Annotated in this window: 14 protein-coding genes and 1 riboswitch; of the genes, 3 read left to right on the top strand and 11 right to left on the bottom strand. The window is 38.5% G+C overall.

Features of this window, described 5'->3' with window-relative positions:
- Positions 1-12: 12 nt before the first annotated feature.
- The 7 genes from PLEUR7319_RS37170 to pilM form a co-directional block, all read right to left on the bottom strand.
- The gene (locus PLEUR7319_RS37170; protein ID WP_019508861.1) at positions 13-1,458 is read right to left on the bottom strand and encodes an NAD(P)/FAD-dependent oxidoreductase; all 1,446 of its coding nucleotides are present in this window, start codon (positions 1,456-1,458) and stop codon (positions 13-15) included.
- 32 nt (positions 1,459-1,490) lie between these two features.
- Positions 1,491-2,582 (bottom strand): threonine-phosphate decarboxylase CobD, encoded by a 1,092-nt coding sequence (cobD, locus tag PLEUR7319_RS0129630; protein WP_019508860.1) that lies wholly within the window; start codon positions 2,580-2,582, stop codon positions 1,491-1,493.
- A 22-nt stretch (positions 2,583-2,604) separates the two neighbouring features.
- Entirely contained in the window at positions 2,605-2,883 is a 279-nt protein-coding gene (locus PLEUR7319_RS0129625) for an HU family DNA-binding protein (protein WP_019508859.1), read from the bottom strand.
- Between the two features lie 318 nt (positions 2,884-3,201).
- Positions 3,202-5,685, bottom strand: a complete 2,484-nt coding sequence (locus PLEUR7319_RS0129620; RefSeq protein ID WP_019508858.1) for an AMIN domain-containing protein — start codon at positions 5,683-5,685, stop codon at positions 3,202-3,204.
- A 54-nt stretch (positions 5,686-5,739) separates the two neighbouring features.
- The gene (locus PLEUR7319_RS0129615) at positions 5,740-6,552 is read right to left on the bottom strand and encodes a hypothetical protein (protein WP_019508857.1); all 813 of its coding nucleotides are present in this window, start codon (positions 6,550-6,552) and stop codon (positions 5,740-5,742) included.
- Positions 6,549-7,298, bottom strand: a complete 750-nt coding sequence (locus PLEUR7319_RS0129610; protein ID WP_019508856.1) for a PilN domain-containing protein — start codon at positions 7,296-7,298, stop codon at positions 6,549-6,551. Before PLEUR7319_RS0129610 ends, PLEUR7319_RS0129615 begins: the two co-directional genes overlap by 4 nt.
- A 90-nt stretch (positions 7,299-7,388) precedes the next feature.
- A complete protein-coding gene (gene pilM, locus PLEUR7319_RS0129605; RefSeq protein ID WP_019508855.1) occupies positions 7,389-8,492 on the bottom strand; it encodes a type IV pilus assembly protein PilM in 1,104 nt (367 codons plus the stop codon).
- A 367-nt stretch (positions 8,493-8,859) separates the two neighbouring features.
- On the opposite strand from pilM, the gene PLEUR7319_RS0129600 reads away from it, so the two are divergent.
- Positions 8,860-10,164, top strand: a complete 1,305-nt coding sequence (locus PLEUR7319_RS0129600) for a sugar ABC transporter substrate-binding protein (protein WP_019508854.1) — start codon at positions 8,860-8,862, stop codon at positions 10,162-10,164.
- 18 nt (positions 10,165-10,182) lie between these two features.
- On the opposite strand, the gene PLEUR7319_RS37165 is transcribed toward PLEUR7319_RS0129600, so the two are convergent.
- The 3 genes from PLEUR7319_RS37165 to PLEUR7319_RS0129585 form a co-directional block, all read right to left on the bottom strand.
- Positions 10,183-10,809: a hypothetical protein gene (locus PLEUR7319_RS37165; protein WP_019508853.1), complete on the bottom strand. Its 627-nt coding sequence runs from the start codon at positions 10,807-10,809 to the stop codon at positions 10,183-10,185.
- Positions 10,810-10,888: 79 nt separating this feature from the next.
- The gene (locus PLEUR7319_RS0129590; RefSeq protein ID WP_019508852.1) at positions 10,889-11,191 is read right to left on the bottom strand and encodes a DUF3288 family protein; all 303 of its coding nucleotides are present in this window, start codon (positions 11,189-11,191) and stop codon (positions 10,889-10,891) included.
- Positions 11,192-11,232: 41 nt separating this feature from the next.
- The gene (locus PLEUR7319_RS0129585; protein WP_026102866.1) at positions 11,233-11,520 is read right to left on the bottom strand and encodes a hypothetical protein; all 288 of its coding nucleotides are present in this window, start codon (positions 11,518-11,520) and stop codon (positions 11,233-11,235) included.
- Positions 11,521-11,700: 180 nt separating this feature from the next.
- On the opposite strand from PLEUR7319_RS0129585, the gene PLEUR7319_RS0129580 reads away from it, so the two are divergent.
- Complete coding sequence (locus tag PLEUR7319_RS0129580) at positions 11,701-13,395, top strand: ShlB/FhaC/HecB family hemolysin secretion/activation protein (RefSeq protein WP_158441891.1); 1,695 nt, start codon at positions 11,701-11,703, stop codon at positions 13,393-13,395.
- A 149-nt stretch (positions 13,396-13,544) separates the two neighbouring features.
- Complete coding sequence (locus PLEUR7319_RS0129575; protein ID WP_019508849.1) at positions 13,545-14,537, top strand: aspartate carbamoyltransferase catalytic subunit; 993 nt, start codon at positions 13,545-13,547, stop codon at positions 14,535-14,537.
- A gap of 81 nt (positions 14,538-14,618) precedes the next feature.
- Here PLEUR7319_RS0129575 and PLEUR7319_RS0129570 read toward each other — a convergent pair whose 3' ends face one another.
- The gene (locus PLEUR7319_RS0129570; RefSeq protein WP_019508848.1) at positions 14,619-14,942 is read right to left on the bottom strand and encodes a DUF4278 domain-containing protein; all 324 of its coding nucleotides are present in this window, start codon (positions 14,940-14,942) and stop codon (positions 14,619-14,621) included.
- A gap of 36 nt (positions 14,943-14,978) precedes the next feature.
- A riboswitch (Glutamine riboswitch) is annotated at positions 14,979-15,045 on the bottom strand.
- Positions 15,046-15,139: the final 94 nt, after the last annotated feature.

The raw sequence follows: 15,139 nt of genomic DNA, 5'->3' as shown, positions 1-15,139 counted from the left end.
ATTATTTCCCAGCTAAAATAAACTTGACCAAATTCTTAGACGATTTAATCTTCTTGGATTACGTTGCAACTTTTGTTGATAAAAATTATAGCTAGCTTGTTGTAGAATTTCAGCAAAACTTGGATAAATAGTAGAAACTGAAAACTCAGTTAGTCCTCGAAATGGATTATTATCTAGCCTGATATTGTGTTCCATCATCAACGCGATCGCAGAGATAAATTCTCTAGCGTTCTCGCCTACTAAACTACAACCTACTATTACTCCATTTTCTCTGACTAAAAGCTTACATAAGCCAGTGTTTTGGTCTAAAATACGTGCTTGGTCGGTATCATTAAAATATTGTTTAATAATGTAAATATTGACACCATATTGTTGTTGGGCTTGCTTTTCATTCAATCCTATTCTTACTAAATTAGGGTCGGTTAAAATCGCCCATGGTAGAGAAAAATAGTTGGTTTTATACCAAGGGGAAAATAATGAATTTTTCAGAATTAAATTAACTTCATATTGCTCAATATTAGGTAAACAATATCCTCCAATTAAATCACCACAAGCATAGATATTCGCATTAGTAGTTTGCAGCTTTTTATTAACATAAACTCGGCAATGATCGTATTTAACTTCTACTGACGCTAGATTTAATTCTTCGATATTAGGTTGACGACAATCAGCAAAAATAATCTCATCGGCTGACAAAGCTTGATCGCCAGCCTGTAACCATTTTTGCTCATTAATTATTTTGATTTGGCTAACTTTTGCTTCAGTTAAAATTCTGATCCCTTCGGCTTCTAGTTGTCCTTGAATTAAGATGGCAATATCTAAATCTTCCTGAGGTAAAATTCTGGGTTGATTGACAACTAAAGTGACTTTTTTATCAAATCTAGCTAAATTTTGAGCTAATTCTAGAGAAATTGGATCCTTACCAACAATAATTATACTTTGCGGTAATTTACCTAAATTTATCCTCCACAAGTCTCGTAGCGTTATGTAATTTTCTGTATTATTGCCATCAAGTAATCTGGGAACGAATTTAGAGCCGGTAGCTAGCAGGTAATGACGCGATCGCAGTTTTCTCTGACCTACTTGAAACCCCAATTTAGGTAGGGAAAAAAATTGACCCTTGCCCACAATTACATCTACCCCCAAAACTGCCAAACTGGATAGAGAATTTTCGGCTTTTATCCTTGAATTAATGCCTTTCGTCCAATCACTGGCTTCTTGCAAAGAAATAAACGGAGATTGTCTCTCTGATGCTATAGCAAAAGGATGATTTGCCAGTTGATAATTAAGCCGTCCTATCTCGCTCAGGCTATGATTGACTAGCACATCATTTGGTAAATATTGGTTTTGGCATTGAGTCACAAGGGCAACACGAGCTTGAAGTTGAACCGCATTCCTCGCAGCATAAATACCTGCCCAACTACTACCAATTACCACTAAGTCATAATCTACCGCCATATCGATTGAGTCTTACAATAAATTAACCCAAATTAAACGATAGCAGCAATAGCTTCTACTAAACGATCATTCTCTGCTGGTAAACGTACTGCAATCCGAAAATAGCGATCGCCCAATTCGGGAAAACTGAGACAATCTCGAATCACAATTTGATAGTTAGTTAATAATTTTTCTTGTAACTTTGTCGCCGAAATTTCTGTTTTCACCAAGAGATAATTGGCTGCACTTGGAAAAGGATGTAGCCCTGGAATAGCTTGTAATTGCTCAAATAATCGCGATCGCGCGGTTGCCAACCAGTTCCACGTCTGCTGCTGAAATTCTTGGTCTTGAATCGCAGCTTTGGTTGCTACTACTGCTAATGCATTAACTGACCAGGGATCACGCCACTTTTGCCATTTTTGTAATCTTTCTGGATGAGCGATCGCATAGCCAATTCTTAACCCTGGTAAACTATAAAACTTGGTTAAAGAACGCAAAATAACTAAATTAGGATACTTCCCAATTAAAGGAATTAAACTTTGCTCCTCAGATGGCATTAAAAAGTCCATAAAGGCTTCATCAACCACTACCAGGCTGAATTGCTGTAAACAAGGCAATATTTCTTCTCTTGTCCATAACTTGCCCGTTGGGTTGTGGGGATTGTTCAACAGTAACCCCGATTCGGAACGGGGCGATATGGGGATAGGGAGAGGGGATGTTTGGGGCGATGGGGCGAACGGCAGTTCGCCCTTACAGGAATTAAGTGGCAGTGGACAAGGATATATTTTGCCGTCAAAAGCATTCAATGCTCTGGCGTAATCACTAAAGGCTGGGGTAATTAAATATGTAAATTTTTGTTGCGCTAGTTCTCTGGCAGCCCAAGTTAACAACTCTGCTGAACCATTACCAGGCAAAATAAACTTATGATCAATTTTATGGTACTTGGCTAAATGCGATCGCAGATCGGCATATCCAGGATCGGGGTAGACAGTTAATTGTGAAATATTATTAATAATACTAGCGATCGCTGTCTTGGGAGTTCCCAAAGGATTAATGCTGGCAGAAAAATCTGTTAACAGAGAAACTGGGCAACCAGCAACAGTGGCTGCCCAATTTAAATTTCCACCGTGTAGTGGTCTGTTCAAGATCAATTAAGTATCTTGCCTATTACTTAGGTGCTACTTTCTCTTTAAACAGCTTCCCAGCTGAGAAAGCAGGAACTTTGGTAGCAGGAATAGACATTTTTTCTCCAGTTTTAGGATTACGTCCTTCCCTTTCCTTGCGATCGCGTCTTTCAAAAGAACCAAACCCAACTAAAGTTACTTTATCTCCTTCAGATACAGCTTCCATAATGGTTTCGATTGCTGCCGATAGCACTGCATCAGCTTGCTTTTTAGTTACAGTCGCTTTTTGAGAAATGCGATCAACTAATTCACCTTTATTCATTTTGATGGTCTCCTTCTTTTTGTTTGTGGCTTGTTTAATTTAGTCCTCGGTATCAGAGAACTTATGAATGTGAAAATTGGATTTACCAGCCATATTTATAACATCTGAGTTCAAAAAAACCACAGCAATTTATAGACTGCTTTTTTCACCAACAGTCACAACAGACTCCGTCGCGTGTAAGCGGAGTAATTGTGACTGCCTTATTCTAAGCTCTACTTGGCAAATATGGATCGTTGAAAGTGCTAATTTATATAGATTTCAACAATTTTTTTTATTTCAACCACCAAAAACAAGCCACAAAACAACCTATTCAGTCGGCTACTTAAGCAGTCCAACCCCTTCTCTCTGAAGGATTTCACGGCTTTCCTTGCTGGGTGAAAAGTTGCTGGCTAACCCTGCATCCTCTTCCACGATCTCGGGAGTTAACAAAACTACTACTTCTGATCTTTCGTTGGTTTTGTCAGTACTTCTAAACAGAGAACCAAGTAAAGGAATATCACCTAAGATAGGTACTTTAGAAATTGTAGTTCTTTCCCGGTCTTGAATAATCCCCGATAAGATTAGAGTCTGTCCATCTCTAACACGAATCAAGCCTGAACTTAGTTCTCTCGTCGCTAATAAATTTAATAAGTTTACTGCACCATCACCGCTATCGAATTCTTGAGTTGCCCCTATGGAACTAACTTCTGGTTCAACCCTTATAGAAATAAAGCCATTGTCATCAATTTTTTCTACTAATACTGGTAACAGCAATCCCGCTTCACCAATTACAGGAGTAATAGTTCTGGTACCTGATTCTCCATCAATATCAGTTTTAACGCTTTTCACAACTTCTTGGGTCAGTCTGATTGTTGCGATTTCACCTTCTTGTACCATTAAAGTTGGATCGGTTAGGATCTTGGCATTACCACTGGTGACTTGAGACTCCAATAGTGCTAGAAACTTATCTGGAATTTCATATAAGGTAGGTAGTTGAAACGTAATCTGCCCGTTGTCAGAGACTTCAGTAATCCCTGGTTGAAAAGGATTACTATCTGTACCAAAAGGTCCACGAGCATAAAATCCGGGAAAATTAGTTGAAGGAACTGATCCATCAAATAAAGCTCTACCTTGAACATTATCAAGGAAGCCAGCATTTTCAGTTGAGGTACCAGAAGGTATTGGCAAGGGAACAACTCGTGGAAACCCTGCTCTTGTAGTTACCGTCTCTGTTTCAGGGGGATTAACTCCGCCAAAATTTAGAGCTGCTGAACCTTGATCCTGGACAAAGAAAGTGTCGTTGATACCAAAGGAAAAACTACTGTTGTAAATATCTTGATTAAGCAAGTTGACATCGAGAACTTTTACGTTGACTGCCACTTGGCGGCGACGAGCATCCATTTGGGTTAAATAAGCAGTCGCGCGTTCGACAATTTGTGGTTCTCCAACTAAGGTAATGGAATTTAATCTTTCATCCACAGCAACGGCTAATCCATAAAATATTGTGGCACCTTTTGTATTCTCATTAACGTCCAATGTTAAGGCTTGAATTTCAGGTATACTACTGGTTGATGTTTTAATATCAAGACTTACTGAACCACCCCCACTACTTGAACCACCCCCACTACTTGAACTATTGCCACTACCTGAAGCATCAAATTCAATCTTGGATGACTGAAATATCCTAGCTTCAGCTCCCATTGATGATAAAAATGCTGCTGCGTCAAAAGCAGCAACTTGATTTAATCGAATAGTACGATTAACTAAGTTACGTGCCTGAGTAGGTAATTTTTCCCCAACATAGATAATGTTGCCTCGACGATTGGCATTTAAACCAGAAATAAGCAGAACGGAGTTAAACACTTCCTGGACAGGTTGATTTTGTATATCTAGAGAAATTTTTGGACCTGCTTCCTCATTGTTTTGCGAGTTATTACCTTGTGAACCTTGATTATCATTAGCGACAAAAACAACATTTAAACCCGCAGTTCGGGCAAGAAGCGATAAAGCTTCTCTTGCAGGAGCTTCACGCAAAACAAGGCGAGGAACTAAAGCTCCTGAGCCTAAATCTACCATGTCAGGCATGGTACTGATATTGGAAACTGCCATGTCGCCAACGGGAGGGGCAACGGCTCGAGGCAGAGTTTCTTGAGGTGTAGAATTATCTTGAGCCTGAAATAGCATCTCTTTTTGATTATTAACCCGATTATCGTTAATTACGATTTCTGGATTAGGAATTAAAACATCAGAATTTTTGGTGTTTTGTTTATTTTTTTTAGGACTAGTTGTGGATGATTTTTGATCGTCTTTGGTTTTTTTCTGACCTAGAGCAGTCTTATAAGTCTGCTTAATATTTTTGACTGCTTTATGGCTAAATTCCTTGACGTTCCTCTGGAAAGATTGGGTTTTAGTGATTCGATTTAGGCTCAGAATTAAATCATCTCCCTGTTGTTCTAGCAGATGTTCGATGGTGATATCTGGTTCAGTGGAAACTGTAATTTGAGTGTGTTCTTGATCGACTTGATTAATTTCTACTGTTTTAATTCCTGGCAGGGGATTTTCTTGTTTAAAAGAATCACCTTGAGGTAAATCTAGATTGGTGTTGAGTAGATTAGCTTCAATAGTATTACCTTTACGAACTGAGAAAAAAGAAGTATTATTACCAACTCGCTTGGATGTTGATAGTTTTATTTCTAGTTGAGTGTTTTCTTTTTCTAGCTCAATTTCCTTAATATTTAGTTCCGCAGCGAGAGTTGATTGGGCTGCCAAAAGTATAATTGTTAATGTAGTCAAAAATCCAAGGCGATCGCAATAATTTTTCACTGTTCAATCCTCAACCTATTCTATTAGTAAATATAATTTTCGTAGCCAGATTATTTAGTTGCTACTCTCAGTTTCTTCTGTATTATTTTTGCTACTTTTGCGTCTATTATTTCTTCGTTCTGCTTTTTCAGCTTCTTCTGCTTTAGCATCAGCTTCTTGAGCTTTTTCCAGTTCTGCTTGACTTAAGGGCAAAATGGCATCTAGCTTAATTTGCGTTTTTAACTGTGCCTGCTTTTGAGGCACAATTTCACTTCTACTACTGGTTAAAATTGCTGTTGGTTGCTCCTCAATACTAGAACTGATACTTTGCACCATTAATAATGGTTGTAGACGCTCTAAATCTTGCAGAATTTGTTTAGTTTCATTGAAAGTTCCTTCAAGAGTCAAAGAAATTCCCTGTCGCTTTAGTTTGCCTTGTACTTCAGCCCCCAGTGAAGCATCATCAATAGTGGTTATATTACTATCAGGTTGATATTGGGTTAAAACTCCCTGATTGGAGGTAATGAAGCTGTTTAAATCTAAGAGCAATGTTTCTAAGTCATTTTCGTTAGTAAACATGGATAAAACACGAGATCTAAGTACTTTTTGGGCTGCTAAATCAGACTCTAACTGAGCTAATTTAAGCTGTAAATCTCCTGTTTTAATTTTGTTTAATTGCCCCTTAAGTTCTTCTTGTCTAGTCACAGCCTCTTGATACCTTTTTTGCGCTGGTTGCACAAAATTGATAAAGCCATACACTGCCAAAGCAATTCCTGCTACTGCGATCGCTATCCCAGTAACTTGAGGGGTAAAGGTAATCCCAAAAGCAGAGGGGTAATCTTCGGCAAAACCTTGTTCTTCCGTTGCAAAATCATCAGCAAAGGTCATTTTGATAACGCTCCCTTACGTTCTAATGTTTTTAGTCTGGTTGCTACACCAACTGAGCCTTTTTGAGCAATTTCTTCAATTAGTTGAGAAGAAGGAACATTACTCAATTGAGCCGAAATTGTATACTTAATTCCTTGAGGAATCTCTAGTGTGGCGTTATCTGGTAAATCTTCTTCATTCTCTACTTCAACGGGAAATTCAACTAGATTAGCACCATTCAATTTAGTTTGTTTTTCACTAAAAAATGGCGATCGCTGGAGAAACAAAACAAAGTCATTGACATCGTTATATGAGCGGGCAACACCAGCTATATTGATTCCTGTTCCATTACCAGAACCACTCTGCTGAATTGAATCCACTAGAACTCCAGCAGGAGTGCGGTCGCTTACTTCTTGCATTATGGCAGCCCAAGGCTTGATGCTTTCAAATACGCTTACTAGGGCAGCAGTTTCTTGCTCTGCTTTTTGAATTTCTTCGTTTGCAGCTTCGATCCTCTTGTTTTGATTACCTAATTCAGCAATTTCACTTTCAATTTCTGTGATTTCTTGTTCAACACGTACTGTTTTCGCCTTAACACTTTGCAAATAGCCAAAAGCAATTGCTGGGGCTACTAGTGCGACAATAATTCCCGCAAAAATGGGAATTTTATCTGCCATTGTAGGTTCTTTTTTTTGTGCCAGACTACTAAGATCAGTAGACTGATCCAGACCCCTATCTCTAAGAAAATTAATATCTAAGTTATACATAAAGTCATACCGATTTCCAGAATAACGAATACTATAGTCAAGGCATGATTTCAGCTCGATGACTACTCAATAATGCACATCCAAAATTGATTAAAGATCCCGCATCCCTAACCCCAGGACAATGCCTAAACCGGGACGACTTTCAGGGGCGATATCTTGGCTAAGATCTAAACCTAAAGTTGTAATCGGATCGACTTTCATCGTGGGTAAATTTAATTTTTGAGTAAAAAATTCATCTACTTGACTAATACCAGCTCCAGGACCAGCCAAAAGTAACTGAGCTATTTCTAAATCTTCACTTTGATTAATATAAAAGTTAATTGAACGGCTCAATTCTTCGGTTAATTCTCCGAGAACTTTGATCAAGGCAGCTTTTCCAGAATCAATTTGCGATGAATCAATATCTCCACTATCTTGAATTCCATCAAGTATGTCTATGTCATGAAGCACTTGTGTGGCACCAGTGAGAGGTAAACCCATTGCCTGAGAAAATGCAGTACGCATTTGATAGGTACCAATCGGTACAGTTCTGGAAAATTGAGGAACTCCTTCCACAACGATCGCAATTTCGGTATTATCAAATTCTAAATCTACTAGAACCACAGCTTCCTTAGAACCAAACTGCCGTAATTGTTCCCTAATGGTTCTAATTAGAGCAAAACTATTGATTTCTAGAACCCTCATTTCTAAGTCTGCTTGCTCAAAAATTTCAGAATAAAGATCAGTGACTTCTTTTTTAGTTGCTACTAAGAGAACATTAACTTTTTCGATGCCATCTTCATCCATGAAGTAGCCGAGCTTAGCGTAATCTAGATCTACTTCTTCTCTAGGATATGGAAGGTACATTCCTGCTTCATGTACCAAAACCATATCTTTTAATTCTTCTTCATCTAATTCCGCAGGAACAGGAATAACACGTATTATTGCTTCCCTCATTGGTACAGCAGTTGATACTTTTTGAGCACTAATTTTATTAGCTTGTAGAGTATCTTTGATTAATTCAGACAAGGTCAAAGAATCGACAATTTGTCCATCTTCATAAACTCCTTCTGGAATATCAGCTGAGACATTTTTGAGCAGCTTATATTGCTGTCCCTGTTTAGCTATTTGAGCAATATTAATCTTTTGGGGATTAATTTCAATTCCAATGTTTCCATCATTCTTAGCAAAGATACTAGTTAAATTATTGAGCATATACCTGTCCTAAGTAATATTTCAAAACTTGTACTTTAACCTCAGATATGATGGTATGACTGTTTAGCTTATCCAGTAAAAACATATATAGTGTTTATCCTTGATAATTAGCATCGATTTAATATCTTAAATTTCATTATTTTATGGCTATTAAAATAGCTGATCATAAGTTAGAAATATCGGATTCAATCGATAATTGACTGGTCTCATTGGACATTGTAGCTGCTACAAATTGGATTTAAGATAAGTGGTTGTACCGAAAAAAACAGAATACATATATAGAGAAATAGTTAAAATCACGCATGGTTATTGCCATTTTTACTTATAAGTAATATTGTTTGTTTTGTTGTCTAGATCCAGCAAACTAATGAAAGTATTGTCTTTAACAAAAAGATTTGGCTTATACTTATTTATAGGAGTTGTTTTTAGTGGACTATCTAGCTGCAATCCCAGTACAGATAAAAACTCTAATCAGCTTGAGTTTTGGACAATGCAGCTTAAACCACAATTTGCTCAATATTTTGATAATTTAAATACTTCTTTTGAAGCTCAGAACGAAGGTATAAAGTTACGTTGGCTCGACATTCCTTGGTCAGCTATGGAAAATAAAATTTTGACCTCCATCTCCGCCAAAACAGCACCTGATGTAGTCAACTTAAATCCCAAATTTGCTTCACAATTAGCAACACGAAATGCTTGGTTAAATTTAAATGAGGTAATTGCCCCTGAAGTACAAGCGACCTATTTACCAAAAATATGGCAAGCAAGTACGATTGAAGTCTGTCAGGCTAATAACTGTAGTAGTAATACTTTTGGAATTCCTTGGTATTTGACTACTACAATTACTATTTATAATCAAAAATTACTAGCAGCAGCTGGTATTAAGCAACCGCCTCAAACCTATCAAGAATTGGCAACAGTTGCCCAACAAATCAAATCAAAAACGGGTAAATATGCTTTCTTTATTACTTTTGTCCCTAGTGATTCTGGAGATGTTTTAGAGTCCTTAGTCCAGATGGGAGTAACACTAATAGATGAGTCAGGCAAAGCAGCGTTTAATACTCCAGAAGGAAAAGCAGCCTTTCAGTATTGGGTCGATTTGTATCAGCAAAAATTATTGCCTCCTGAAGTTTTGACTCAAGGGCACCGTCATGGGATTGAACTATACCAAGCTGGAGAAACGGCGTTGTTAGCTTCAGGTGCAGAGTTTATTGAGAGTATTACTAATAATGCACCAACTATTGCTGAAGTTTCGGCTGCCGCACCACAAATTACTGGCAAGACGGGTAAAAAAAATGTGGCAGTCATGAATTTGGTAATTCCTCGTGATAGTGATAAATCACAGCAAGCAGTTGAGTATGCTTTGTATGTAACTAATACCAAAAATCAGCTTGCTTTTGCTCAAGAATCTAATGTGCTTCCCTCTACAGTTGAAGCAGTAGAGAAATACATTGACAATATTGAACAACAAGACCAAGAAACTTTAATCGAACAGGCAAAAAAAGTTAGCGCTATGCAGCTTGAGGATGCAGAAATTTTGATTCCTGTCAGAAAAGATATTCAGGTATTACAAAAAGCAATTTATGAAAACTTACAAGCAGCAATGTTAGAAGAAAAGAGTGTAGACCAAGCAATTAAAGATGCTGCCGAGGAATGGAATCGTCAAAATTGACCGAAAAGCTGGCAGCTTTTAAGTTAATACCTGCCAGATAATGCCAGGATGATATAAAGCTAGAGGCGATCGCAATAAATGACCAACTTCCAGAAATCTTAAATATAATTTAGGTTCATATGCCGACTTAGCTACTAATTTATTCATATAGCCTGCTAATAATTTGTTCATTGCTCCCTTTTTACTTGATTTACCTCCCACGGTGCTAGGAAAACGGGAGTCTTGACTAGTCGCAAACGTCCAATGAAAAGAGTTATTTTTTGCCAGTTGTTTTTGAAAACGATTATTGTCTAGTTTGTTAATTGATGATTTGTTTAGCCACATTTGTAAAGTCATTACTCCTAAAGCACTAACCGTCATTCCCTGACCATAGACAGGACATAAGGCACACACTGCATCTCCCAAAGTAATAAAATTTTGGGGAAGTTTGATTTTTTCATAGTTTCTTAAACGGTTAGCAGTTGCCCGATGAGCATAAATCGGTGACGTAGGAGTGGCATCGGCGATCGCCTGATAAAATTGTGGCTGGGCTAAACTTTGAGCAAATTTAAGAAACCCGCGATCTTCCAAAGGTGGAAAATCTTTACCGTATCCCCCTAAGGTGGCAATTAACTCGCCATTTTCAATTTGAGCTAAATATCCCAAACGAGTATTGTGGGGAGGAGTTTGGGAGATTAAATTGGAATTAGTTTAGCTGATGGCTGATAGCCGATAGCTCCTTTCATTACGTCCAATCTTGTTGTTCTCCTGTGGCTGTGCGCCGATATACCATTCCAGCAGCATGAATTGCCCGGGTTTTAGCGTAAAGTTCTGCTTCGGTTAGTTGCCAGGTGTTTAAAACTATCTGTAAATCCTTTTGTAAATCTCGCGCACCTGGAAAATCTCGGTAGCGAATAATTAAGCGCGCTAACTCTACCAACTCGCGCTCGCTTGGCTCAAGCTGCACTTTCAAAAGACTATCTACCGTAAGTCGATCTTTTTTACCCTGGGGATGCTTCTGGTCTAGCTCCTCTTTATTCGTAGTCATTAGTTGCCAAAAAAAGATAGAATTTCTCTCTTAAAAGCAGTTTATTTTCGGCGTTTGCTGCTTGTCAATAGAGGTAAAGGTTGGCGAGATGAACTAGGGGGAAGGAGATTTCTGACTGGTTCCGAAACAATCTCTTGAGATTTTTTTCCTCCTTGTTGCCAGCGCATGATCATACCTACCGTAGCAATTAATAAGCCGAGAGATAATAAACTCCCACGTCCACCGAATCCACCAATAAGAGCATCCGTTGCCCCTAAAATTAGGATAAACCCAGAAATTGGCTCCTTACGATACACTGACCTCAGAAATTTTGCTAAGAGAAAATTCACTATTTTTTGCCGCTATCTTTTTGCTGTAATCAAGGAAATTCAAGTTATAACAAGTTAGCCCATCAACTGGCACGTTGTGATCTTATTATAATCTTTCCCTATTATTAGTTGCTTATAGTAACCTTGATTGGAAATGAATTCAACAGATTAATGGTTGAAGGTAATATACAGAGCGATAGCATGGCAATTAAGCCCCGTAAAATAACTAAATTAATCACTCAAATATTTACATTTTTTCCCTCTTTAATTACAGTCAAACCTGTTGACTTAGCAGCAAGTTCATTAGTTGGCTATATTCTGTTATTTTCCCTTCAAACCCAGGCAAATCCCCAGCCATCTTCCATAAACTCTCCTTCAGGCAACCAGCTTTCACCCCAAGATGTTCCCGGGACAATTGTTTTGAGTAAGTTTGAGATTATCGGTAATCAAGTTTTGCCTCCATCAGAAATCGAGCAAATTCTTCAGCCTTATTTGTTTCGTCCTATTTCTTTTATTGAATTATTAGAAGCACAACAAGCCATTACCCAACTACTTGTTGAACGTGGCTATTTTACCTCTGGTGCTTTTATCCCGCCTCAGAAGATTAATAATCGAACCGTCAGAGTAGAAATTATTGAAGGGAAGATTGAAGAAATCAAAATCTCAGGTTTACGCAAACTAAAGCCAGAATATATTCGTAGTCGTATGACGATCGCGACTCAGCCCCCCTTAAACCGGGATAAATTACTTAATGCCCTACAACTATTGCAATTAAACCCTTTAATCAAAAATATCTCTGCCGAACTATCCCAGGGAGTGAATCCAGGAGGAAGTTTTTTGGAGATAGAAATAGAGGAAGCAGATACATTTGCTCTAGAGTTAAATCTAGATAATCAGAGAGCCCCCAGTGTTGGTTCACAGCGTCGTCAAGTATCTATAGGTGAGGGGAATTTATTGGGATTTGGCGATCGCTTGAATGTTTCATATATTAATACTGACGGTAGTAACTCCCTGGAAGACCTAAGTTATGTTTTACCTGTAGGAGCCTACAATAGTCAAATCAGGCTAGCTCATAGTCGCACTAATAGCCAAATTATCACCGAACCTTTTCAAGATTTAGAACTAGAAACTAAAAACCGGTACTATGAAGTTACCTATAGCCAGCCTCTGTATCAGACTCCTAATAGAGAGCTAACAGTCGGTCTCACCTTTTCCCGACAGAATTCCCAGGTCAGTCTGATGGATATCGGATTTTCTTCTCTGTCAAGGGGTGCAGACAGTGAAGGAAAAACCCAAATTTCTGCCCTACGTTTATTTCAAGAATATAGCGATCGCACCATGAAACAGGTATTTGCCGTTCGTTCTCAGTTTAGTATTGGTATTGATGCTTTTGACGCGACAATTAACGCTAATAACCTCCCTGATAGTAAGTTTTTGATTTGGCGAGGACAGACAGAATATCTGAGGATGCTAACCTCAAAAACTAACCTGTTTTTACGCTCAGAGTTACAGCTATCCGATCGCCCTCTCGTCTCTCTAGAACAATTTAGTGCTGGTGGAGCGTTAAGTGTGCGAGGGTATAGTCAAGATCGGATTTTAGGGGATAATGGCTTATTCTTATCCGCTGAATTGCGTAATACCTTATGGCAAGTACCTCAATGGGATTTACGTTTTCAGGTAAATCCTTTTTTTGATTTTGCGCGAGTCTGGAATTCTGATGATTTACTCCTAGATACTAATACTCTAGCTTCTTTAGGAGTGGGCTTGCAGCTATTAGTGAAAGATGACTTTGCGGCTCGTTTGGATTGGGGAATTCCTTTGATCGATGATGGTGAATCGGGGGATTCTTTACAAGAAAATGGGATTCATTTTTCCATCAAAGCAAATCTCTTTTGACCGAGAGAGCTAACATCTTATAGCTAATGGCTAACAACGCGACAATAACTATTATAATCTACCTAAAATTGTTGAAATACTAATAACCTGATAATCTGATGAGTGTTTTGCACCTTAACAAACGCTATTAACTGATAGATGTTAATTGAATGGTAACTACCTCTTGGACAAGACGACACATTCTTTCACTGATTGATTTTACAACGGAGGAATACGAAACAATTTTGCAAACTGCTGCGGGCTTTCGGAAGGTACTTTCCGGCAGAACTAAAAAAGTCCCTGCACTCCAGGGAAGGGTTGTCGCCAATATGTTTTTTGAACCCTCTACCCGTACCCGCAGTAGCTTTGAATTAGCAGCCAAAAGGCTCTCGGCAGATATCTTAAACTTTTCTCCTGGTACTTCTTCCCTCACTAAAGGAGAAACAATTTTAGATACGGCGAAAACCTATTTAGCAATGGGTGCAGACATCATGGTGATCCGTCACCAACAAGCGGGAGTTCCTCAGGCGATCGCCAATGAGATGGATCGATTGAATTCTGGCGTAACAATTCTCAATGCGGGAGACGGTTTACACCAACATCCCTCCCAGGCATTATTAGATTTGTTCACCATTACTTCGGTATTAGACCAAGATAATCCTCGTCTAGAGTTATTAACAGGCAAAAAAATTGCGATCGTCGGCGATATTCTTCATTCTAGGGTTGCCCGTTCTAATATTTATAGCTTGACTACAGCAGGGGCTGAAGTCCATCTAGCAGCGCCACCAACCCTTCTACCCAAAGCTTTTCTTTCAATGGTAAATGAACAACACCAAGATAGATTATTTCTCCATTGGAAATTAAACCCTGCCCTAGAAGATGCCGACTTTGTGATGACTTTAAGATTACAAAAAGAACGAATGACGGCTAATTTTATCCCTAGTTTAAGAGAATATCATCAACTGTTTGGTATTACTCGCGATCGCCTTAAACTATGTAAACCTAATGTCAAAGTGCTCCATCCTGGTCCCACCAATCGCGGGGTAGAAATTACCTCAGATTTAATGGATGATCCTAATTTAAGTTTAATTCCCCTTCAGGTAACAAGTGGGGTCGCAACTCGGATGGCATTACTGTATTTAATCGGTATTAGTGAACAATAAAAAACTGCCCCAGAAACAGAGCAGTCATTAAAAAAGAAATTATTTGAATTTTCTACATATATAGAAATAGTCGTAATAATTCTAAGCTAAACCGATTTCTTCAGATGAACGGTGCAACATAGAAGCCTGACGATTTCTTGCCGCTTTTTCTTGATTAATTGCCAACCAACGAGCGCGTTCTGCAACAGATGTAGTTTCTGGTTTTGGTGTTGGAGCAGATACAGGTTGGTTTGAATACTTCACACCTCGATAGGTTAGATTTAATCTTGGTTGAAGTGTTGGGGGTTTTTCTAGATTGTGGAATCTCCAGTCTAATCCCCGATATTTACCAGCTACTTCACCTTCGGAAACAGCAACGGCAGGTGGATTGTAGTCGTATTCTATTCCGCGATAACGTAATTTCATGATTTTCGCCTCCAATTGTAAATAACTAAATCGCGAGGCGCGTTCCTTCAGGAGTTTTTCCTTACTTCCGTTTCTCTAAGCTTTTACCAGAGAAATGAACGATTTTTAGTCTATGAGTATAGTATAGACAATAAAAATGCAAAGGGCAACTCATTTGTATTCGGTAAACTACACCTTGTTGGGCGTTGCTAATTTGA

Source organism: Pleurocapsa sp. PCC 7319, assembly GCF_000332195.1.
GTDB lineage: Bacteria > Cyanobacteriota > Cyanobacteriia > Cyanobacteriales > Xenococcaceae > Waterburya.
Note: the sequence above shows the minus strand (reverse complement) of the source record. Positions and strands in the feature narration are given on the sequence as shown.